This window comes from Pseudomonas sp. 9.3L, assembly GCF_058536285.1.
In genome coordinates this window covers 3,651,575-3,670,817 of record NZ_JBZUBK010000001.1, presented here as the reverse complement: position 1 = coordinate 3,670,817, position 19,243 = coordinate 3,651,575, and the positions used below count along the sequence as shown (strand labels likewise).

Annotated in this window: 15 protein-coding genes; 5 read left to right on the top strand and 10 right to left on the bottom strand. The window is 59.7% G+C overall.

Going from position 1 to position 19,243, the window contains the following annotated elements:
* Positions 1 to 285: 285 nt before the first annotated feature.
* Positions 286 to 1,869 carry a peptide chain release factor 3 gene (locus AC4LE2_RS16995; RefSeq protein WP_491826866.1) on the top strand — a complete coding sequence of 528 codons (1,584 nt, stop codon included), beginning with the start codon at positions 286 to 288 and terminating at the stop codon, positions 1,867 to 1,869.
* A gap of 305 nt (positions 1,870 to 2,174) precedes the next feature.
* On the opposite strand, the gene AC4LE2_RS16990 is transcribed toward AC4LE2_RS16995, so the two are convergent.
* Positions 2,175 to 3,143, bottom strand: coding sequence for an SDR family NAD(P)-dependent oxidoreductase (locus tag AC4LE2_RS16990; protein WP_491826865.1), 969 nt, complete (start codon positions 3,141 to 3,143; stop codon positions 2,175 to 2,177).
* A 291-nt stretch (positions 3,144 to 3,434) separates the two neighbouring features.
* Between AC4LE2_RS16990 and AC4LE2_RS16985 the strand changes: the two genes are divergently transcribed.
* Positions 3,435 to 4,379 (top strand): hypothetical protein, encoded by a 945-nt coding sequence (locus tag AC4LE2_RS16985; protein WP_491826864.1) that lies wholly within the window; start codon positions 3,435 to 3,437, stop codon positions 4,377 to 4,379.
* Between the two features lie 138 nt (positions 4,380 to 4,517).
* Here the strand turns inward: AC4LE2_RS16985 and AC4LE2_RS16980 are convergent, their stop codons facing one another.
* The 9 genes from AC4LE2_RS16980 to AC4LE2_RS16940 form a co-directional block, all read right to left on the bottom strand.
* Entirely contained in the window at positions 4,518 to 5,366 is an 849-nt protein-coding gene (locus tag AC4LE2_RS16980; RefSeq protein ID WP_491826863.1) for an MBL fold metallo-hydrolase, read from the bottom strand.
* Positions 5,367 to 5,504: 138 nt separating this feature from the next.
* Positions 5,505 to 6,473 (bottom strand): peptide ABC transporter ATP-binding protein, encoded by a 969-nt coding sequence (locus AC4LE2_RS16975; RefSeq protein ID WP_491826862.1) that lies wholly within the window; start codon positions 6,471 to 6,473, stop codon positions 5,505 to 5,507.
* Positions 6,473 to 7,441, bottom strand: coding sequence for an ABC transporter ATP-binding protein (locus AC4LE2_RS16970; RefSeq protein ID WP_491826861.1), 969 nt, complete (start codon positions 7,439 to 7,441; stop codon positions 6,473 to 6,475). Before AC4LE2_RS16970 ends, AC4LE2_RS16975 begins: the two co-directional genes overlap by 1 nt.
* A gap of 11 nt (positions 7,442 to 7,452) precedes the next feature.
* Positions 7,453 to 8,364, bottom strand: coding sequence for an ABC transporter permease subunit (locus tag AC4LE2_RS16965; protein WP_491826860.1), 912 nt, complete (start codon positions 8,362 to 8,364; stop codon positions 7,453 to 7,455).
* A 9-nt stretch (positions 8,365 to 8,373) separates the two neighbouring features.
* The gene (locus AC4LE2_RS16960) at positions 8,374 to 9,384 is read right to left on the bottom strand and encodes an ABC transporter permease subunit (protein ID WP_491826859.1); all 1,011 of its coding nucleotides are present in this window, start codon (positions 9,382 to 9,384) and stop codon (positions 8,374 to 8,376) included.
* A gap of 110 nt (positions 9,385 to 9,494) precedes the next feature.
* Positions 9,495 to 11,090, bottom strand: coding sequence for an ABC transporter substrate-binding protein (locus AC4LE2_RS16955; RefSeq protein ID WP_491826858.1), 1,596 nt, complete (start codon positions 11,088 to 11,090; stop codon positions 9,495 to 9,497).
* A 70-nt stretch (positions 11,091 to 11,160) separates the two neighbouring features.
* Positions 11,161 to 12,573 carry an OprD family porin gene (locus AC4LE2_RS16950; RefSeq protein WP_491826857.1) on the bottom strand — a complete coding sequence of 471 codons (1,413 nt, stop codon included), beginning with the start codon at positions 12,571 to 12,573 and terminating at the stop codon, positions 11,161 to 11,163.
* A gap of 258 nt (positions 12,574 to 12,831) precedes the next feature.
* Positions 12,832 to 14,433, bottom strand: coding sequence for an ABC transporter substrate-binding protein (locus tag AC4LE2_RS16945; RefSeq protein ID WP_491826856.1), 1,602 nt, complete (start codon positions 14,431 to 14,433; stop codon positions 12,832 to 12,834).
* 295 nt (positions 14,434 to 14,728) lie between these two features.
* Positions 14,729 to 15,424 carry an SIMPL domain-containing protein gene (locus AC4LE2_RS16940; protein ID WP_491826855.1) on the bottom strand — a complete coding sequence of 232 codons (696 nt, stop codon included), beginning with the start codon at positions 15,422 to 15,424 and terminating at the stop codon, positions 14,729 to 14,731.
* 150 nt (positions 15,425 to 15,574) lie between these two features.
* Between AC4LE2_RS16940 and AC4LE2_RS16935 the strand changes: the two genes are divergently transcribed.
* The 3 genes from AC4LE2_RS16935 to AC4LE2_RS16925 all read left to right on the top strand — a co-directional run bounded on the left by AC4LE2_RS16935 (position 15,575) and on the right by AC4LE2_RS16925 (position 19,216).
* Entirely contained in the window at positions 15,575 to 16,837 is a 1,263-nt protein-coding gene (locus tag AC4LE2_RS16935) for an ATP-binding protein (RefSeq protein WP_491826854.1), read from the top strand.
* Positions 16,830 to 17,393: a response regulator transcription factor gene (locus AC4LE2_RS16930; protein WP_491826853.1), complete on the top strand. Its 564-nt coding sequence runs from the start codon at positions 16,830 to 16,832 to the stop codon at positions 17,391 to 17,393. Before AC4LE2_RS16935 ends, AC4LE2_RS16930 begins: the two co-directional genes overlap by 8 nt.
* A gap of 86 nt (positions 17,394 to 17,479) precedes the next feature.
* Positions 17,480 to 19,216, top strand: coding sequence for an ABC transporter ATP-binding protein/permease (locus AC4LE2_RS16925; protein WP_491826852.1), 1,737 nt, complete (start codon positions 17,480 to 17,482; stop codon positions 19,214 to 19,216).
* Positions 19,217 to 19,243: the final 27 nt, after the last annotated feature.

Sequence of the window (19,243 nt, the reverse complement as noted above, 5' to 3'; positions counted from 1 at the left end):
CGGGCACGTGAGCCCGCTGTGTGCGAAAGCGCGAAAAGTGGTTCATGCGAAGCGGCCTTTAAGGCGCTCTACGAACCCTGAGCACGGCCCCGTCAGGCCGAAATTGCCGGTTGTTTCAGCCACCGTAACGAAGCGACTACGGGGTTATGGACGACTCCACTGTTTTAAAGGTTCCCACAGCCAGGGGGGCTTGACCACCCTTAAGCCGCTCAGCGGTTCAGTGTAGCGCCCCACTTGAGCTATAATCCGCGCCCTCTTTTGATTAGCTCCCCGGGCGATTCTTTCATGACCCAGCAGGCCGCCGAAGTCGCGAAGCGCCGTACCTTCGCAATCATTTCCCACCCCGATGCCGGTAAAACCACCATCACCGAAAAGCTGCTGCTGATGGGCAAGGCGATCGCGGTGGCCGGCACGGTCAAATCGCGTAAATCCGACCGTCACGCCACCAGTGACTGGATGGAAATGGAAAAGCAGCGGGGTATTTCCATTACCACGTCGGTGATGCAGTTCCCTTACCGCGACCACATGATCAACCTGCTGGATACCCCCGGCCACGAAGACTTTTCCGAAGACACCTACCGTACCCTCACCGCCGTAGACTCGGCGCTGATGGTGCTGGACGGCGGTAAGGGCGTAGAGCCACGCACCATCGCCCTGATGGACGTGTGTCGGCTGCGCGATACGCCCATCGTCAGTTTCATCAACAAGCTGGACCGGGACATCCGCGACCCCATCGAGCTGCTGGACGAAATCGAGGCCGTGCTCAAGATCAAGGCCGCGCCCATCACCTGGCCCATTGGCTGCTACCGGGACTTCAAGGGCGTGTATCACCTGGAGGGGGACTACATCATCGTCTACACCCCAGGGCATGGTCACGAGCGCACCGAGGTCAAGATCATCGAAAAGCTGGACTCCGATGAGGCACGCGCGCACTTGGGCGACGAGTACGACCGCTTTACCGAGCAGTTGGAGCTGGTGCAAGGCGCGTGCCACCCGTTCGACCGTGAGGCCTTCATGAGCGGCCAACTCACGCCGGTGTTCTTCGGTACGGCCCTGGGCAACTTTGGCGTGGATCATGTGCTCGACGCCGTGGTGAACTGGGCGCCGCTGCCGCTGCCGCGCGTGGCCAACGAGCGCACCGTGGCACCCACCGAGGAGAAGTTCACCGGCTTCGTGTTCAAGATCCAGGCAAACATGGACCCAAAGCACCGCGACCGTATTGCGTTCATGCGCATCTGTTCGGGCAAGTACGACCAAGGCATGAAAATGCGCCATGTGCGCACGGGCAAAGACCTACGCATCGGCGACGCGCTGACGTTCTTCTCGTCCGAACGTGAGCAACTGGTCGAAGCCTTTGCCGGTGACATCATTGGCTTGCACAACCATGGCACCATCCAGATCGGCGACACCTTCAGCGAAGGCGAAAGCCTGGGCTTCACAGGTATCCCGCACTTCGCTCCGGAGTTGTTCCGCCGGGTGCGCCTGAAAGACCCGCTCAAGTCCAAGCAGTTGCGCCAGGGGTTGCAGCAGTTGGCGGAGGAGGGCGCTACTCAGGTGTTCTTCCCGCAGCGCAGCAACGACATCATCCTCGGCGCGGTGGGTGTGCTGCAGTTCGATGTGGTCGCCAGCCGCCTGAAGGAAGAATACAAGGTGGAATGCGCCTACGAGCCCATCACGGTGTGGTCTGCGCGCTGGATTGCCTGCAGTGACAAGAAAAAACTCGAGGAATTCGAAGCCAAGGCCGTGGAAAACCTGGCCATTGACGGCGGCGGGCACCTCACCTACCTGGCGCCTACGCGGGTTAACCTTGCGGTGATGGAAGAGCGTTGGCCCGACGTGAAATTCCACGCCACTCGCGAGCACCATTAATGCACGCAGGCGGTAACGGTAAGGAGGCAACTGTAGGAGGCAACGCCAGTTGCCGAACGGGGGCCGGCCGTGTTATCGCGCTATGCCCTGGTTCGCGAACTCCGCCGTTGGCTGCGTTCACTCCTACAAATAGCAGAACGGGGCCAGCCCGGTGCATTCCCCTGAGCGCTGTGATTGGCCTAAGCTGGGCCCTTATTCAGGATAAGGGTTAGCCCCATCCAGCAGATCAGCAGGGTGCTGGCAGAAGACCGCGTGAACTGAGCCCACATGCTGGGCGCCTGGGTGCTTAGCCCTGGCGCTTGGCGTTAAAAGCCGCCCTTGACTGTCTGGCCCGCTGTAAGAGGGGTATGCAAGATGCCAGACGTCGAGGGCGCTGCCGGATGCATCTCGATTTCGGCTTTTTCAATGGCCATCCCTAACAAATGCCGATTGAGCTTAGGCGTGAGCCGATGGCTGAGGTAAGCCAACTTGGCCTTATAACCTACGGCAATTTCCTCGGTCGGGTTCACCAAGGCGCGCAGGATGGCATCTACCACTTTGTCTGGGCTATCCATGGTAGGCATGCGAGTCTCATGCCCGGTGTAATTACCCACGTGATCCCACAATGGCGTGTCGAGCGCCCATGGCAACACGGTGGTGACGTGGACATAGCGCTCGCGGTTAAGCCGTAGTTCCTCATTTAGCACGCGGCCGAGCATTAGTGCCCCTGCCTTGGAGGCCGAGTAGCTTGCTTGATAGGCATGAGGGATTTCACTGTCCATGGAGCCCACATTTACCAAGGTGCCATAACCCTGGGCTCGGAACTGCTTCAGGGCGAGGTAGCTACCGGTTACCGTGCCTTTAAGGTTTACGTCTATGAGGCGCAAGTGGTCTTCAAGAGGTATGTCTTCGAAACGGCCGATGACAGCAACGCCTGCGTCGTTGATCCAGCCATCAATAGCGCCAAATCGTGCAATGGCTTGCTCTGCCAGGGCTTGCATCTGTGCCACATCGCTTACATCGGTGGTGACCACAAGGGCCTTGCCGCCAAGGGCGTCGATTTCGCTAGCCAACTGCGTCAACGCATCGGTGCGGCGTGCGGCAATCACCACGTTGGCGCCGCAGCGGCCCAAGGCCACGGCAATACCTCGGCCGACTCCGCTGGAGGCGCCAGTGAGCACCACAGTGCTTCCGGCTAGCCGGCTTGTGTCCACGGGGGCCAGTGAGCCGCTCTTGCGACGGTTCAACAGTAGATAAGCCGCCGGTACAGCCAGCAATAAGGGCCACGCGCGCATAGAGGTCTCACTTTTCAGGTGGGCTTAAACACCTGACCCAAGCGGCGCGAGGGAGTTGTTTCCAGGGTTTATCAGGTACGACAGGCGGCGGGAAGATGGCTGCCTAGGCAGCCAGCAGATTGCATAAAACCATGCCGCGCAGTGCCCAATCGCGCATTCTGCATGATGGCAATTCTAACATTCCTTTGTAACTCATTGTTTCTAAAGCGTAACGCTTTAGGGCTTACCTGGCACGGGCGCTGCAATGCTTAGGGCGATGGACTAATTGCTAACTAATAAAGGCCTCGCTAAATGATCACTACTGCCGATTACTCCTCCGCCGCTGCGGACAGCCCTAACCGCTCAGGTGTGTCCTGGGCAGCCATCTTCGCAGGTGCCGCTGCCGCTGCCGCGTTGACGTTGATACTGGTGGTGCTGGGCGCAGGCCTTGGGTTTGCTGCCTCGTCGCCTTGGGCCAATGAAGGCGCCAGCGCGAAAGCGATTGGTATCTCCAGCATCATCTATTTGTTGGTAACTGCAATTCTGGCCTCGGGGCTGGGTGGTTACATTGCAGGCCGCCTGCGTGCTCGTTGGGCCAACCTGCATGGCGATGAAGTGTATTTCCGCGACACCGCTCATGGTTTCCTGTCTTGGGCCGTTGCTACCCTGGTGACCACCGCGCTGATTGTCGGCACTGCCGGTAATGTCGCTAGCGCAGGCGCTCAAGCAGGTGCAAGCGTTGTATCGGGTGCTGCTCAAGTGGCCGGTAGCGCCGCTGGCAGTGCTGCAGCCAACAGCGGCAAAGGGGGTGACCCAATGGGTTACTTCGTCGACAGCCTGTTCCGTAGCGAAGGCCCCGCTTCGGTCAGCGATGATGCCGTGAATGGTGTTGCTAGCCGTATCTTCACCAAGGCCATGGCCGGTGATGGCAAGTTGAACGCCGACGACCGTACCTACTTGGCGCAATTGATTGCCCAGCGTACCCGTATGACTCAGGCCGAAGCTGAAGCCCGTGTAGACCAAGTGTACGCACAGGCGGTTAAAACCGCTGAAGATGCCAAAGTAGCTGCTAAGCAAGCTGCTGACGCCGCCGCCAAAGCCGCTGCCTGGGCTTCCCTGTGGACCTTCATCGCACTGTTGTGTGGCGCCTTCGCTGCCAGCTTTGCTGCATTGGCCGGTGGCCGTCAGCGTGACAACGCTCGCTTGTTGGACACTGACCGTCAGGCTACCCACACCACTACCGTACCGGTTCGTTAATACCGTCTACGCCTACGATTGAACAAGGAGAAACATTATGCGTTCCTTACTGCTTTGGTTCCTGGGTATCCCAATCCCGATCATCATCCTGATCGCACTGTTTATGCACTAAGCAGCTGCTGAACAAAAACGCCGCGGTCACTGATCGCGGCGTTCTTGTTTGGACACCCAGTGATCCAGCTCTATCGCATCGTGGCTGCAGAACATCCTTACAGAACGGTCCGTCGCCAGAGACAACGCCCGTAGACGCTGCTGGTTAGCAACCCGCTGCTGGTGGTCGTAATCCATCATGCGCTGGTAGAACCTTAAACCCGGCGTGCAATGGCGCTCAGGGCTGCCCACCTCGCCTCGGTAGAAGTACGCATCACCGGCATGCAGCAGCCAACCCTCAGCTGTACGCAACGCCACCCCCGCATGCCCCGGTGTATGCCCGGCCAGAGGGATAAGCAAGATCTCTTCGTTGGCATCACCCAGCAAGGCCCTCACTGCCTCAAAGTCATTCCAGCGCTCGCCTTCGGGTTCATAGAACGCCCAATCTTTCACGCCATTCCATTGTTGAGCCCGGAAGCGTCGGGTATCTCGCCAGCCTGCCGCCTGGCTGGCCGCGTCCATTTCCCTCTGCAACACATGAACGGTGGCGTTGGGAAAATCTTCCAGGCCGCCCGCGTGGTCGAAATCCAGGTGAGTCAGCACGATGTGGCGCACATCCGAGGGCGTAAAGCCCAACTGGCGGACTTGTTCCAACGCGGTATAGCGCGGTTCGAGCTGGATATTATTGAAGTAACGGAAGAATTGGCTAAGGCGCTGCCGGGGGTGAAGGACGTCCGCAGACCCAAAGCCGGTATCTACCAGTACCAGGCCATGTGTTGCGGTTTCGATCAGCAGACAGTGGCATACCAGATGGGCCGTGAGGCCTCGGCTATGACCGTCGAACAGGGCCCCGCCAAGCGGGCACATGCAGCCGCAATTCAAATGATGGACGCGCATAAGGGTTTCCACTGATGGCTATACAGCGTCGACCCCTGAGCATTGCGAGGTGATCCTTTAGCGCGATCAGTGGAGCGGGAGGCACTGGCACCTGACGTTTAGCCCGTGTGCCAGCGCTTGCGTTACACCTGTTGAGACTTACAAGAACTGCTCTGCGTAATGGCAGGCCACCAGGCGGGTATCCACTGGGCGGAAGGCAGGCACATCGGTCACGCACTTTTCGGTCGCGTACGGGCAGCGTTTATGGAACGGGCACCCCGAGGGCGGGTTGAGTGGGTTGGGCAGTTCGCCCGCGATCTTGATCCGGGGCTTGTCCGGATTAGGCTTGATCGTAGGGGTCGCTGACAGCAGGGCCTGGGTGTAGGGGTGCAGCGGGTTACGGTACAGGTCCTCTTTTGGCCCCATTTCCGCAGGCCGGCCAAGGTACATCACCAGCACGTCGTCCGCCACGTGGCGAACCACGGCCAGGTTGTGGGAGATGAACACGTAGGCGGTCTGGTACTGCTGCTGCAAGTCCATGAACAGGTTAAGCACCTGCGCCTGGATCGATACGTCCAAAGCCGAGGTGGGCTCATCCGCCACCAACACCTTGGGCTGCAGCATCATGGCCCGCGCCAGCGCAATACGCTGCCGCTGGCCGCCCGAAAACATGTGCGGGTAGCGCTGATAATGCTCGGGGCGCAGGCCCACCTGTTGCATCATCGCTTGCACTTTTTCCCGGCGCTCTGCCTTGGACAGGTTGGTATTGATCAGCAGCGGCTCGCCCAGCTGGTCACCAATCTTCTGCCGGGGGTTAAGCGAGGCATAGGGGCTCTGGAAAACCATCTGCACATCACGGCGCAACTGCTTGCGCTGCTCCTTATTGGCGCCAGCCACTTCCTGGCCAGCGATTTTCAGTGAGCCAGAGCTAGGCTCTTCGATCAGGGTCAGCTGGCGTGCCAGGGTGGACTTGCCGCAGCCGGATTCACCCACCACGGCCAAGGTTTTACCGGCCTCCAGCTCGAACGAAACCCCGTTGAGTGCCTGCACTTTTGCGTTAGGCTTGAACACGCCTTGGGAGACTTCGTAATGGCGAGTCAGCTCGCGAGCGGTAAGAACGACGCTCATCACGCCACCTCCTGGTTACGCGGGTAGAAGCAACGGGCCAGGCTCTGGGTTTTAGGGTCCAGGGCCGGGCGTTGCTGCCGGCAGTTTTCTTGAACATACGGGCAGCGTGGCGACAGCAGGCACCCTTGTGGGCGGTCGTAGCGGCCTGGCACGATGCCGGGAAGCGTCGACAGCCGCTCGGCGCCTTCGCTGTGCTCAGGGATTGCTGCCAGCAGGGCTTCGCTGTAAGGGTGCGCCGGTGCGTCGAACAGTTGCGGCACATGACCGACTTCTACGGCCTGACCTGCGTACATCACGCATACCCGTTGCGCCGTCTCAGCCACCACCGCCAGGTCGTGGGTAATCAGGATCAGGCCCATGTCCTGGTCTTTTTGCAACGCCAGCAGCAGCTCCATGATCTGCGCCTGGATGGTCACGTCCAGCGCGGTAGTGGGTTCGTCCGCGATCAACAGCTTGGGTTCGGCCGCGATGGCCATGGCGATCGCCACCCGTTGGCTCATGCCACCCGACAATTGATGCGGGTAGGCATCCAGGCGGCTCGCCGCGGCGGGGATTTCAACCTTCTGCAGCAGCTCCAGGGCGCGGGCGCGGGCCGCTCGGCCTGAGAGGCCAAGGTGCGCACGCAGCACTTCTTCGATCTGGAAGCCTACGGTGTAGCTGGGGTTCAGGGCGGTCATCGGGTCCTGGAAAATCATCGCCAGGTCTTTGCCGACCACTTTACGGCGCTCGCGCTTGTTGAGCGCCAGCATGTCGTGGCCGTCGAAGCGCAAGGCGTCGGCCGTGACGATCCCAGGGGCTTCAACCAGGCCCATCAGGGCCATCATGGTCACGGATTTACCCGAGCCGGATTCACCGACGATAGCCAGTACCTGGCCACGGTCCACGGTGAGGTCCAGACCGTCTACCACAGGCACCGCCTTGGCGTCGCCAAAACGTACGCTCAGGTTTTTGATTTCGAGCAATGACATGGGAGGCCTCCTCAGATCGCATTCTTGAGTTTCGGGTCCAGCGCATCGCGCAGGCCGTCGCCCATCAGGTTGATCGCCAGCACACTGAGCAAAATGGTCAAGCCGGGCAGGCTCACCACCCACCAGGCGCGCTCGATGTAGTCGCGGGCGGACGCCAGCATGGTGCCCCACTCAGGGGTTGGCGGCTGCACGCCCAGGCCCAGGAAGCCCAGGGCGGCGGCATCGAGGATGGCTGAGGAAAAGCTCAAGGTCGCCTGCACGATCAAGGGTGCCAGGCAGTTAGGCAGCACAGTGACGAACATGAGGCGGGGCAGGGTGGCGCCGGCCAGTTTGGCGGCGGTCACGTAGTCCCGGTTAAGCTCGCCCATAACTGCGGCGCGGGTCAGGCGCACATAGGACGGTAGCGAAACTACGGCGATGGCGATCACGGTGTTGATCAGGCCTGCACCGAGGATCGCCACGATGGCGACTGCCAGCAGCAGCGACGGCAACGCCAGCATGATGTCCATCAGGCGCATGATCGACGGCCCGAGGATGCGCGGGAAGAACCCGGCAAGCAGGCCCATGAGGATGCCTGGAATCAGCGACATCACCACGGACGACAAACCGATCAGCAGCGACAGGCGTGCGCCGTGGATCAGGCGCGAGAGCAGGTCGCGGCCGAGTTCGTCGGTGCCCAGCAGGTACTGCAACTGGCCGCCTTCGGCCCATGAGGGCGGGGTCAGCAGCGCGTCGCGGAACTGTTCGCTAGGGTCGAACGGGGCGACCCAGGGTGCGAACAGTACGCAGAACACCACCAGGATCATGAACATCAGGCCGGCCACGGCGCCTTTGTTACGGGCGAAGGCGATCCAGAATTCCTTATAGGGCGAGGGGTACAGCAGGCTTTGATCGGCTGCCGAGGGTTGAGCTTGGGTAGTCATGGCGAGATCTCAGCGCTGGTGACGAATACGTGGGTTGGCCAGGCCGTAGAGGATATCCACCACGAAGTTGACCAGGATGATCAGGCAGGCAATCAACAGGATGCCGTTCTGCACCACGGGGTAGTCACGGGCGCCAATGGCTTCGATGAGCCACTTGCCGACGCCCGGCCACGAGAAGATGGTCTCAGTCAGCACGGCGCCCGCCAGAAGCGTGCCCACCTGCAGCCCGAATACCGTCAGCACGGGGATCAACGCGTTGCGCAAGCCGTGCACGAACACCACTCGATTGGGCGACAGGCCCTTGGCCCGGGCGGTACGGATGTAGTCCTCGCGCAGCACTTCGAGCATCGACGAGCGGGTCATGCGGGCGATCACCGCCAAGGGGATCGTGCCCAGCACAATAGCAGGCAGGATCAAATGCCGAAGGGCATCCACCCACGCGCCTTCGTCGTCGGTGAACAGCGTATCGATCAGCATGAAGCCGGTCTTGGGCGGAATGTCATACAGCAGGTCGATGCGCCCGGACACTGGCGTCCAGCCCAAGGTAACCGAGAAGAACATGATGAGGATCAGGCCCCACCAGAAAATAGGCATCGAATAGCCCGCCAGGGAAATGCCCATCACCCCGTGGTCAAACAATGAGCCTCGTCGCAAGGCGGCGATTACCCCCGCCAGCAGCCCGAGTATGCCTGCGAAGATCAGCGCGGCAATGGACAACTCCAGGGTTGCGGGGAACAACGACGTGAACTCTTTCCAGACACTCTCCCGTGTTCGCAGGGATTGCCCCAGGTCACCGTGGGCCAGTTGCGCGACATAGTTTCCGTACTGCACATACAGCGGCTTGTTCAAGCCCAGGCGCTCCATGGCCTCGGCGTGCATTTGGGGGTCAACCCGTCGTTCTCCCATCATCACCTCCACCGGGTCACCGGGGATGAGGCGTATCAACGCGAACGTCAGCAGGGTGATGCCGAAGAAAGTGGGGATCAGCAGCCCCACTCGGCGGGCAATAAAGCTAAGCATTTTAAGGTCATACCTCATCGGCCAGTACGGCCGAGGCAGGGCATGGATAACGACCATGCCCTGCCTCGGAGCCCGCCGCTGGCCTGGATAGGGCCGCGGCAGGTCAGTTATTACTTCGCCTGGGTGGTGGCGAAGTTGTTATAGGTCATTGGGCTTATATAGAAGCCTTCGACGTTTTTACGCATTGCGACGAACAGCTTGGGGTAAGCCAGGCTGATCCAGGGTTGCTCCTTTTGGAAAATCGCTTGGGCTTGCTTATACAGCTGCGCCCGCTTGGCCGTGTCCGTTTCGGCCCGTGCTTGTGAAATCACGCCATCGTAAGCCGCATTGCACCAGCGTGCGGCGTTTTCCCCGCTCTTGGCTGCGTCGCAGCTCAAGTTAGGGGTTACGAAGTTATCCGGGTCGCCGTTGTCGCCGGCCCAGCCATAGAACACCAGGTCGTGCTCACCCATTTTGGCGCGCTTGACCATTTCGCCCCATTCCATGATGCGGATATCCGCCTTCAAGCCCACATTGGCCAGATCCGCCTGAAGCAACTGGGCAGACAAGGGTGGGTTGGGGTTGGTCACGCCACCACCGTTGCGGGTAAACACCGTAAAGCTTTGCCCCTCGGGAACACCGGCTTCCTTGAGCAACGCCTTGGCCTTTTCCGGGTCATGCGGGAGGTCGGCCAGTGTAGGGTCGAAACCCAGCATCGTCGATGGGTAAGGGCCGGTACCTAAGGTCGCATTGCCAGCGCCGAACAGGGTAGTGACCAGGTTTTTCTTGTCCAGTGCCATGGCGATAGCCTGGCGTACACGCACATCGTTCAGGTATTTATGCGACGTGTTCATAGCCACATAGCTGACGACCAGTGCTTCGATCTCCTCTACCTTCAGCGCCCCGTCCGCCTTCAACGCTTTAATATCATCAGGCTTAGGGTAGAGCGCCACCTGGCACTCATTGGCGCGTAGCTTCTGCAGACGTACGTTGTTGTCCACGGTGATCGCGAAGATCAGCGGGTCCGCTGGCGGCTTACCTTTGAAGTACTCGGGATTGGCCTTATACCGGATTTGCGCGTCTTTGTTGTAGCGGGTCAGGATGAACGGTCCGGTGCCAACAGGCTTGGTGTTCAGCTCATTGGTCTTATCGGCTTTGAGTAACTGATCGCCATACTCGGCGGAGTAGATTGACGCAAAGCCCATGGCCATGTCCCGCAGGAAGGGTGCCTCTGGGCGATTGAGCTCGAAGACGACGGTGTAGTCGTCGGTCTTGCCCACGCTTTTGAGCAGGTCCTTGAAGCCCATGGCCTCAAAGTAACCAAAACCCATGGATGCCTTGCTATGCCAGGGGTGCTTGGGGTCCAGCTGGCGCTGGAAGCTCCATATCACATCGTCGGCGGTCAGCTCACGGCTTGGCTTGAAGTAATCCGTAGTCTGGAACTTCACCCCTTTGCGTAGGTGAAAGGTGTAGGTCTTGCCGTCTTCGGAAACGTCCCAGCGGTCGGCCAGGCTCGGCTCGATATCAGTTGTGCCGGGTTTGAAGTCTACCAAGCGGTTGAAAATGGGGATGGAGGAGGCATCGAAGGTCGTTCCTGCCGTGTATTGCACCACGTCGAAGCCTTCGGGGCTGGCCTCGGTGCACACGACTAATGGCTTGGCAGCGGCCAAAGCGCTGAGGCTAAACAGTGCGGCGCCCAGGGCGACGCGCAGGGAAGGGCTAGTCATGGAGGATCTCTCGCTATCGTTGCCAGCTGGCCGTGGCGCAGGGGAGGGCCCTGTGCCACGGCTGGCATGCTTACAGGATGTTGAACGGGACCGTGGTGACTATGCGCAGTTCATTTTCGCGGCCGTCTGGCTGAGCATGAACGGTGCCACTGCTGTCCTTGTCCTGGCTGCCACGGTGGGCCGTATAGGTAGCGCGGATGGTCGTGGCTTTAAGCGGGCCATTCTGCACTTTGTAGGAAGTACCTACGCCGTATTCCACGTGGTGTTCGCCGTCCATGGTTTTTACGTCGTAGGCTTCACCCTTGTACTTGGTACCGTCGATGTCCCAACCACGTGCGGTGTAGATATTGAATTTCAGGCCAGGCACGCCGAAGGTGGTCATGTCCAGGCCGTAGGCTACCTGGAACGACTTCTCGTTAGGGGCGTTGAAGTCCGAGAGCAGGGAGTTGGCCAGGAAGATACCGTTGGTTTCATGCAGGTAGTCGAAGTATTCGTCGCCGTCTACTTGCTGCCAGGCCAGGGTCAGGCTGTGAGCGCCGTGGGTACCGGTGAGGCTGAAGCTGTAGGTATTGTTGTCGATGTTACCCAGCTTTTTGCTGCCTTCATCCTTGGTCTTGTAGTAGTTCAAGGACGAGGTCAGCGCGAACACGTCCGCGTCACCCAACTCGTGGGTCAGGCCGAAGTAGTACTGGTTCCAGAAGTCTTCAGCCTGAGTGGCGTAGAAGCTGGTTTCCAGGCTCTTGAATGGCTTGTACACGGCGCCTGCGGTGTGCACGTGATCGGTGGTCGCGCCATTACTGGTGTATTCACTCGTGAAGCGAGTAAGGCTTTGCTCGGTCCGTGGCGAAACGCGGTCGAAGGTACCGATGTCGAAGGTCAGGTTGTCGAACTCGCTGCTGTTCAACGCCACCCCTTCAAAGCTTGAAGGCAATGCACGGTTGCCGATGCTGGCGACCATGGGGGTGTTCAAAGTTTGGCGGCCTGCGGTCAGCACGGTGTTGGAGTAACGCATTTTGAGGTTACCCAGGCCCAGCTTGCTCCACTGGTCCACGGCGTCCCCGTCGCTGTCGGCCAGGGTACGGTTGCTGCCGCCCACAATACGGCTATTACCCCGTTCCAGCGCTATTTCGTTATACAGCGCGCCTTCGACCGCAAAGCCTACAGTGCCCTGAGTGAAGCCCGAGGTGTAGTTGAGGATGGTGCCTTGGGTCCAGGTGGTGCGGTTGTTCTTTTTCTCAACTACGCCATTGGTTTTAGGAACGGTAAATCGGCCCCCATTGGTGTTCTTGAACTTCTCCTCCGCGAAGAAGTTACGTGTGGTCCCCGACAACGACTGGCCTTCTACGAACCCTTTGGACTCGGCTTGGGCGCTGGTGCTTTTCACGGTAATGGGTACGAAGTCTTGGCTGACCGGCTCGGCCATGGCAAGTGAACTGACGCTGCCGATGGCAATGGCCAGCAAGGTGCGTTGGGTGTTTCTCATGAGATAGCTCCTGACTTCTTTTTTTTGCCGATGCCTTTGGGCACCGATCAGCTTTCGCTTGGTTACAACGAAAAGGGTTACCCGACTGCCTTGAGGGAACAGGCGGACACGCGGCCGACTTTAAGGCGATCGACCAGCAGGGTTAACCCGCGATTTCTGTAAGTGTTGTAGGAAAAATCTGTTACTGCGCCTGACACGCTTGCGGGCTCACCTCGCCAGGCCCTAGTAAGCCCCGGCAAGGTGCAACCCGCTTAGCTATCAGTCCTTGATGCCTACTCCGTAGAAGGAGTTGAGGCCGAACGGGCTGATCCGGAAATCCTGCACGCTGGCACGCATCGGTTGGTACACCGTGGAGTGTGCGATAGGGGTCATCGCCACTTGTTGTTTCAGCAGTTGCTGAGCCTGCTTGTACAGCACGGTGCGTTTTTCCTGGTCCGGGATCGCCTTGGCGTCCTGGATCAGCTTTTCGTAGTCCTGGTTGCAGAACTTACCGAAGTTGTTGCCGTTGAACGCGGCGCAGCTGAACAGCGTGCCCAGCCAGTTGTCCGGGTCACCGTTGTCGCCGCTCCAGCCAATCAGCATGGCACCCGTTTCGCCATTCTTGGCACGCTTGATGTACTCGCCCCATTCGTAGCTGATGATCTTGGCCTTGATACCCACCTGAGCCCAATCGTTCTGGAGCATCTCAGCCATTTGCTTGGCGTTGGGGTTGTAAGGGCGCTGTACGGGCATGGCCCACAGCTCAATCTCGGTGCCTTCAGGTACGCCCGCTTCTTTGAGCAATTCCTTAGCTTTCTTCGGGTCGTACGGAGCATCCTTGATGCTGGTGTCATAGGACCATTGCGTCGGCGGCATGGCGTTCACGGCCAACTGCCCCGCACCCTGGTAAACGGCCTTGAGGATTTCCGGTTTGTTCACCGCCATGTCCAACGCTTGGCGAACCTTGAGGTCCTTCAGCCAAGGCTTGGTGACGTTGTACGAGATGTAGCCCAGGTTGAAACCGGCCTGGTGAGGCATCTGCAGGTTTTTATCGGCTTCCAGCGACTTGAGGTCGGCCGGGCGCGGGTAGGCCGTGACCTGGCACTCGTTCTTCTTGAGCTTCTGCATACGCACCGAGGCGTCGGTGGTAATGGCGAAGATCAGGTTGTCTACGCGTACGTCCTCAGGCTTCCAGTAGTCCTTGTTGCCTTTGAAGCGAATCTGGGCGTCTTTCTGGTAGCGGCTGAACACGAAGGGGCCAGTGCCGATTGGTTGTTGGTTGATGTTCTGCGGCTTGCCTTCCTTGAGCAGCTTATCGGCGTACTCAGCAGACTGGATCGACGCAAAGCTCATGGCCAGGTTCTGGATGAAGGCGGCGTCTACGGTCTTGAGGGTGAAGCGTACGGTGGTGTCATCGAGCTTTTCGAGCTTGGTGATGTTCTCGTTCATGCCCATGTCGGTGAAGTATGGGAATTCGGTGGGGTAGGCCTTACGGAACGGCATGTCTTTATCGATCATGCGGTTGAAGGTAAACAGCACGTCATCCGCATTGAAGTCACGGGTTGGCTTGAAGTACTCGGTGGTATGGAACTTCACGCCAGGGCGCAGGTGGAAGGTGTAGGTCAGGTGGTCGTCAGCAATGTCCCAGCTGGTGGCCAAGCCAGGTTCTACCTGGGTGCCGCCGCGCTGAAACTGTACCAACCGGTTGAACACGGTTTCAGCAGAGGCGTCGAAATCCGTACCGGTAGTGTACTGGCCCGGGTCGAAGCCAGCCGGGCTCCCTTCCGAACAAAACACCAGGTTCGACGCGGCTTGGCTCAGCGGAGTGACAGCGAGCAAGCCTGCGCTAACCAGGAACGGAATGACTGCGTGTTTGAGCATGGTGGCCTCATTGTTGTCTTTTTTTCGAAAGAGGGTGGCCTTTTGGGCCTCCCTGCCGATACTTATGCAGGGCCCATACCGATTGCAATGCCAAAGGGTGCCAAGGTTAAAAAAATGTGAAACGGCGAACATGAATGTCGCATAAATATAAATTTACAGCGTAATCACGTTGATAAAGGTCGTTTTTGAAAAGGTGGGAGTGTTACCGCGCTACAGCGCGCACTGTAGTGGTGCGCGTCGCTTTGGGATGAGGCAAACGAACCGGCGTTCGTTCACCCGTATTGCTGTGGCTGGGCTAAGGTGCCAGCTCGATGGTGCCGTCTGCACTTACCGTAACATCCGTGGTGCCGCCCTCTACATCGGGGGTGACCGCGTTTGCACGGGCCGCTTTCATCATGGTCGCGCGCAGGAAAGGCTGGGGCACTCCGCTGCTGTTAAGGGTCAGGTTGACGATCTTGTAGTCCTGTTTACCCAATGCTTGCGCGGCGATTTTTGCGCGATTCTTGAATGCTTCCACGGCGTCCTTAATCAGCGCGTCTTCGCTCTGTTGGCGCGTCGCCGTGGCAATGCTGAAGTCCATCCCGCCCAGTTTCAGGCTTTGCTGCAATTCGCCTGTCAGCGTAGCAAGTGCGGCAAAATCCTGGCTTTCGAGGCGCAGCTCGCCGCGTTCGCGCCAGGCGGTGATAGCCTGGCCCTTGTCGTCGTACACAGCTGTACTGTTGCGGCTGCCTTGGCGGATTGTTACGCCCTTGGCTTGCCGAGCCTTGGCCAGCGCTTCATTGAGGCTTTTGGTTACAGTACTGGCCAGGCGTGCAGGGTCGGTGTCCTGCGCTTCGCTGTACAGCGTGACGCTCATCAGGTCGCGTGGCACTTCGCGCGTGGCTTCGGCATGCAGCGTGATCTGGTTGTAACGGGGCTCATCGGCCAAGGCTGGCACCGCCACGATAGCCAGGCAGGCGGCGAGGGCAGATGACGCTATCTTTTGAGGCATGTGAGCTTCCTTGGTTAACCGTCGAGGCTAGGACTAATAACAATTGCCCCGGTTCCTATTGCAGTGAAGGTTGCCGTGGCGCTGTAGACGCGGCAGCGAGGCCGTTATACTCCTGTGCGCTATTTCAGCGCATCCACCCCGGGAGAGGACATGCTCGCCGCCGTGCCACCGTTATCTGCTACTCGCCAAAACCTGTGGCGCCTCACCGGCGTGCGTATTCTGGTCTTGGCCGCCCAGGCAGGGTCGGTAGGTTTTGCCTACCTGACGCACTTGCTGCCGCTGCCCTGGATGCAATTGAGCATCACCCTGTGCTGTTCTGCCGTGCTGTGTGCATTGACCGCGCTGCGCTTGCGCGCCAGCCTGCCGGTGACCGAACTGGAGTACGCCCTACAACTGGTGTGCGACCTGCTGATTCACAGCGTCCTGCTGTATTACTCCGGGGGCAGCACCAACCCGTTCGTGTCTTTCTACCTGGTGCCGCTGACCATCGCCGCCGTCACCCTGCCATGGCTGTATTCCCTGGTGCTGTCTGGCGTTGCCTTGGCCAGCTACACGCTGCTGCTGATGCAGTTCTACCCGCTGGAAACCTACCCGATCGCACGGGAAAACATGCAGGTGTACGGCATGTGGCTGAGCTTTGCCCTGGCTGCTGCGGTGATTACCTTCTTTGCGGCGCGCATGGCCGAAGAGCTGCGCCGCCAACAGGATTGGCGAGCCCAGCGCCGGGAAGAGGGCTTGCGCGATCAGCAGTTGCTGGCCGTGGCAACACAGGCCGCTGGCGCCGCCCATGAATTGGGTACGCCGTTGGCCACCATGAGCGTCTTGCTCAAGGAGATGCGCCAGGACCACAACGACCCCATGCTTCAGGAAGACCTTCAGGTGCTGCAGGACCAAGTGCAACTGTGCAAGCAAACGCTGCAACAGTTGGTACGCGCTGCCGAGGCCAATCGGCGTCAGGACGTGATAGAGCTGGAGGTCACGGTATGGCTAGGCGAAGCGTTGGACCGCTGGCACTTGATGCGCCCGGAGGCCAGCTACCGGTTCCACCGCCTGGCGCAAGGCGCCGTGCCTCGACTGTCGCCGCCCGCGGACCTTACCCAAGCGTTGCTCAACCTGCTCAATAACGCCGCCGATGCATGCCCGGACGATCTGGAAGTGCGCCTGGATTGGGACGATGAAAACATCTTCATCAGTATTCGCGACCACGGGGCGGGTGTACCCCTGGCCATTGCCGAGCAAATCGGTAAACCTTTCTTCACCACCAAGGGCAAAGGCTTTGGCCTTGGCCTGTTCTTGAGCAAAGCCAGTGTGACCCGCGCGGGTGGCTCGGTAAAACTCTATAGTCACGAGGATGGGGGCACGCTCACCGAGCTTCGGTTGCCCCGTAATGCCCGAGGAGAAACAGATGACTGACGAAACCCAGGCGCCAGAGGCGGAGGAACTGCCTCACCTGTTGCTGGTGGACGACGATGCCACCTTTACCCGGGTGATGGCGCGTGCCATGGGCCGGCGCGGCTTTCGCGTCAGCACCGCAGGCTCGGCGGAGGAGGGCCTGGCCCTGGCCCAGCAGGACATGCCGGACTACGCCGTGCTGGACCTGAAAATGGAAGGTGACTCGGGGCTTGTACTGTTGCCCCGGTTGCTGGAGCTGGATGCCGAGATGCGGGTGGTGATCCTCACCGGGTACTCCAGCATCGCCACGGCGGTAGAGGCGATCAAGCGCGGTGCCTGTAACTACCTGTGCAAGCCGGCGGACGCCGACGATGTGCTGGCCGCGTTGTTGTCCGAGCACGCCGACCTGGACACGCTGGTGCCTGATAACCCCATGTCAGTAGACCGCTTGCAGTGGGAGCACATCCAGCGCGTGCTGGCCGAGCATGAAGGCAATATTTCCGCCACGGCGCGGGCCTTGGGCATGCACCGGCGCACGTTGCAGCGCAAGCTTCAAAAGCGGCCCGTGCGCCGCTAGGTCGCCCGCGTGGCTGCCCTTAGGTTCTTTGCCCGTCATCGGCCCGACTGCGGGCTTGGCGGGCGTCAAACTGCTTTGAGCCCTCTATGACCGATAACGCTGAATACTCTGCAGTGAACGATGCTGTACGCGGGCATTTCGTTGCCCGTGCGTGGAACATGATTACGCCTTACTGGCGAAGCGAGGAGAAGGGCAAGGCGTGGCTGCTGTTGATTGCCGTCATTGTGTTGTCACTCTTCAGCGTAGCGATCTCGGTGCTGCTAAACCGCTGGTATCGGGACTTTTACAATGCCCTGCAAGAGAAAGACACGGCGGCCTTCAGCCATCTGATTCTGTATTTCGGCGGTATCGCCGCTATCGCCATTCTGGGCGCGGTGTACCGGTTGTACCTTACGCAGATGCTGACCATACGCTGGCGCCGCTGGCTGACTGAACAGCATTTTGCACGGTGGCTGGGCCACAAGAATTTCTATCACATGGAAGCGGGCGCCTACACGGACAACCCCGACCAGCGCATCAGCGAGGACATCAACAACTTCACCGGCTCTACGTTATCCCTGGGCCTTGGGTTGTTGCGCACCGTGGTCAGCCTTGTGTCTTTCTCCATTATCTTGTGGGGGGTATCGGGCAGTATCGAGGTGTTTGGCATTAACGTGCCGGGGTACATGTTCTGGGCGGCTCTGGTGTACGCCATCGTGGGCAGCTGGCTGACTCATCTGATCGGGCGCAAGCTCATCCCGTTGAACAACCGCCAGCAGCGCTATGAAGCCGACTTGCGTTTTTCCATGGTACGGGTGCGGGAGAATGCCGAAAGCATCGCGCTCTACAAGGGTGAGCCCAACGAGCAGGCACGGCTGGTAGACCGCTTCGGGCGAGTATGGGGCAACTTCCGGTCGCTGATGAAGGTTCAGAAACGCCTTACCTTCTTCACCGCAGGCTACGGGCAGATCGCAATCATCTTCCCCTTTGTGGTCGCCGCCCCCCGCTATTTCGCTGGCAAGATTCAGCTTGGCGAACTCATGCAGATCAACTCCGCGTTCGGCAATGTGCAGGAAAACCTCAGCTGGTTCGTCGATGCGTATGCCTCGTTGGCCGAGTGGCGCGCAACCACCGACCGTCTATTGAGCTTCCGCCAGGCCATGAGTGAAAACGAAGAGCGCCCAGCCGCCATCAACGTGCAGGCTCAGGGGCCGATGTTGCACATCGCCGGCTTGTCCCTGGCATTGGCGGATGGGCGTACCTTGTTGGCCGGTACGAACCTGAACCTGGCGCCTGGTGAGCGGCTAATGCTCAGCGGCCGTTCCGGCAGTGGCAAAAGTACCTTGCTGCGCGCCTTGGGCGGGCTGTGGCCTAAGGGGGGCGGCACTATTCAGCTGCCCGGCGAGCGCACGTTGTTCCTGCCGCAAAAGCCCTACTTGCCCATTGGCACCCTTGAAGAGGCCTTGAGCTATCCACAATCTAGCGACACCTACTCCGCCGAGCAGTACGCAGAAGCCTTGCGCCATTGCAGGCTGGAGCACCTGGCCTCGCGGCTGGAGGAGGCAAACCATTGGCAACGCCTGCTCTCGCCTGGGGAGCAGCAGCGGTTGTCCTTTGCCAGGGCCTTGCTGTACCGGCCTCAATGGTTGTTCCTGGACGAAGCCACGTCGGCTATGGATGAAGAGGACGAAGCGGCCCTGTACGAGCAAGTGATCGAGCACCTGCCTGGGGTGAGTGTGCTGAGCGTGGGCCACCGCAGCAGTCTGACCCGGTTCCACCCCCGCCGCGTGCGCATCGAAGGGGGGAGGTTACAGGTACAGGAGGAGGGCGGCAGCACGGTCTAATTCAATGACGCGCCCCGCTTTACGCTA

Bases quoted from the DNA above. Each gene is read 5' to 3' on its own strand.
- AC4LE2_RS16995 (WP_491826866.1), top strand. From the start codon at position 286: ATGACCCAGCAGGCCGCCGAAGTCGCGAAGCGCCGTACCTTCGCAATC.
- AC4LE2_RS16990 (WP_491826865.1), bottom strand. From the start codon at position 3,143: ATGCGCGCGTGGCCCTTATTGCTGGCTGTACCGGCGGCTTATCTACTG.
- AC4LE2_RS16985 (WP_491826864.1), top strand. From the start codon at position 3,435: ATGATCACTACTGCCGATTACTCCTCCGCCGCTGCGGACAGCCCTAAC.
- AC4LE2_RS16980 (WP_491826863.1), bottom strand. From the start codon at position 5,366: ATGCGCGTCCATCATTTGAATTGCGGCTGCATGTGCCCGCTTGGCGGG.
- AC4LE2_RS16975 (WP_491826862.1), bottom strand. From the start codon at position 6,473: ATGAGCGTCGTTCTTACCGCTCGCGAGCTGACTCGCCATTACGAAGTC.
- AC4LE2_RS16970 (WP_491826861.1), bottom strand. From the start codon at position 7,441: ATGTCATTGCTCGAAATCAAAAACCTGAGCGTACGTTTTGGCGACGCC.
- AC4LE2_RS16965 (WP_491826860.1), bottom strand. From the start codon at position 8,364: ATGACTACCCAAGCTCAACCCTCGGCAGCCGATCAAAGCCTGCTGTAC.
- AC4LE2_RS16960 (WP_491826859.1), bottom strand. From the start codon at position 9,384: ATGCTTAGCTTTATTGCCCGCCGAGTGGGGCTGCTGATCCCCACTTTC.
- AC4LE2_RS16955 (WP_491826858.1), bottom strand. From the start codon at position 11,090: ATGACTAGCCCTTCCCTGCGCGTCGCCCTGGGCGCCGCACTGTTTAGC.
- AC4LE2_RS16950 (WP_491826857.1), bottom strand. From the start codon at position 12,573: ATGAGAAACACCCAACGCACCTTGCTGGCCATTGCCATCGGCAGCGTC.
- AC4LE2_RS16945 (WP_491826856.1), bottom strand. From the start codon at position 14,433: ATGCTCAAACACGCAGTCATTCCGTTCCTGGTTAGCGCAGGCTTGCTC.
- AC4LE2_RS16940 (WP_491826855.1), bottom strand. From the start codon at position 15,424: ATGCCTCAAAAGATAGCGTCATCTGCCCTCGCCGCCTGCCTGGCTATC.
- AC4LE2_RS16935 (WP_491826854.1), top strand. From the start codon at position 15,575: ATGCTCGCCGCCGTGCCACCGTTATCTGCTACTCGCCAAAACCTGTGG.
- AC4LE2_RS16930 (WP_491826853.1), top strand. From the start codon at position 16,830: ATGACTGACGAAACCCAGGCGCCAGAGGCGGAGGAACTGCCTCACCTG.
- AC4LE2_RS16925 (WP_491826852.1), top strand. From the start codon at position 17,480: ATGACCGATAACGCTGAATACTCTGCAGTGAACGATGCTGTACGCGGG.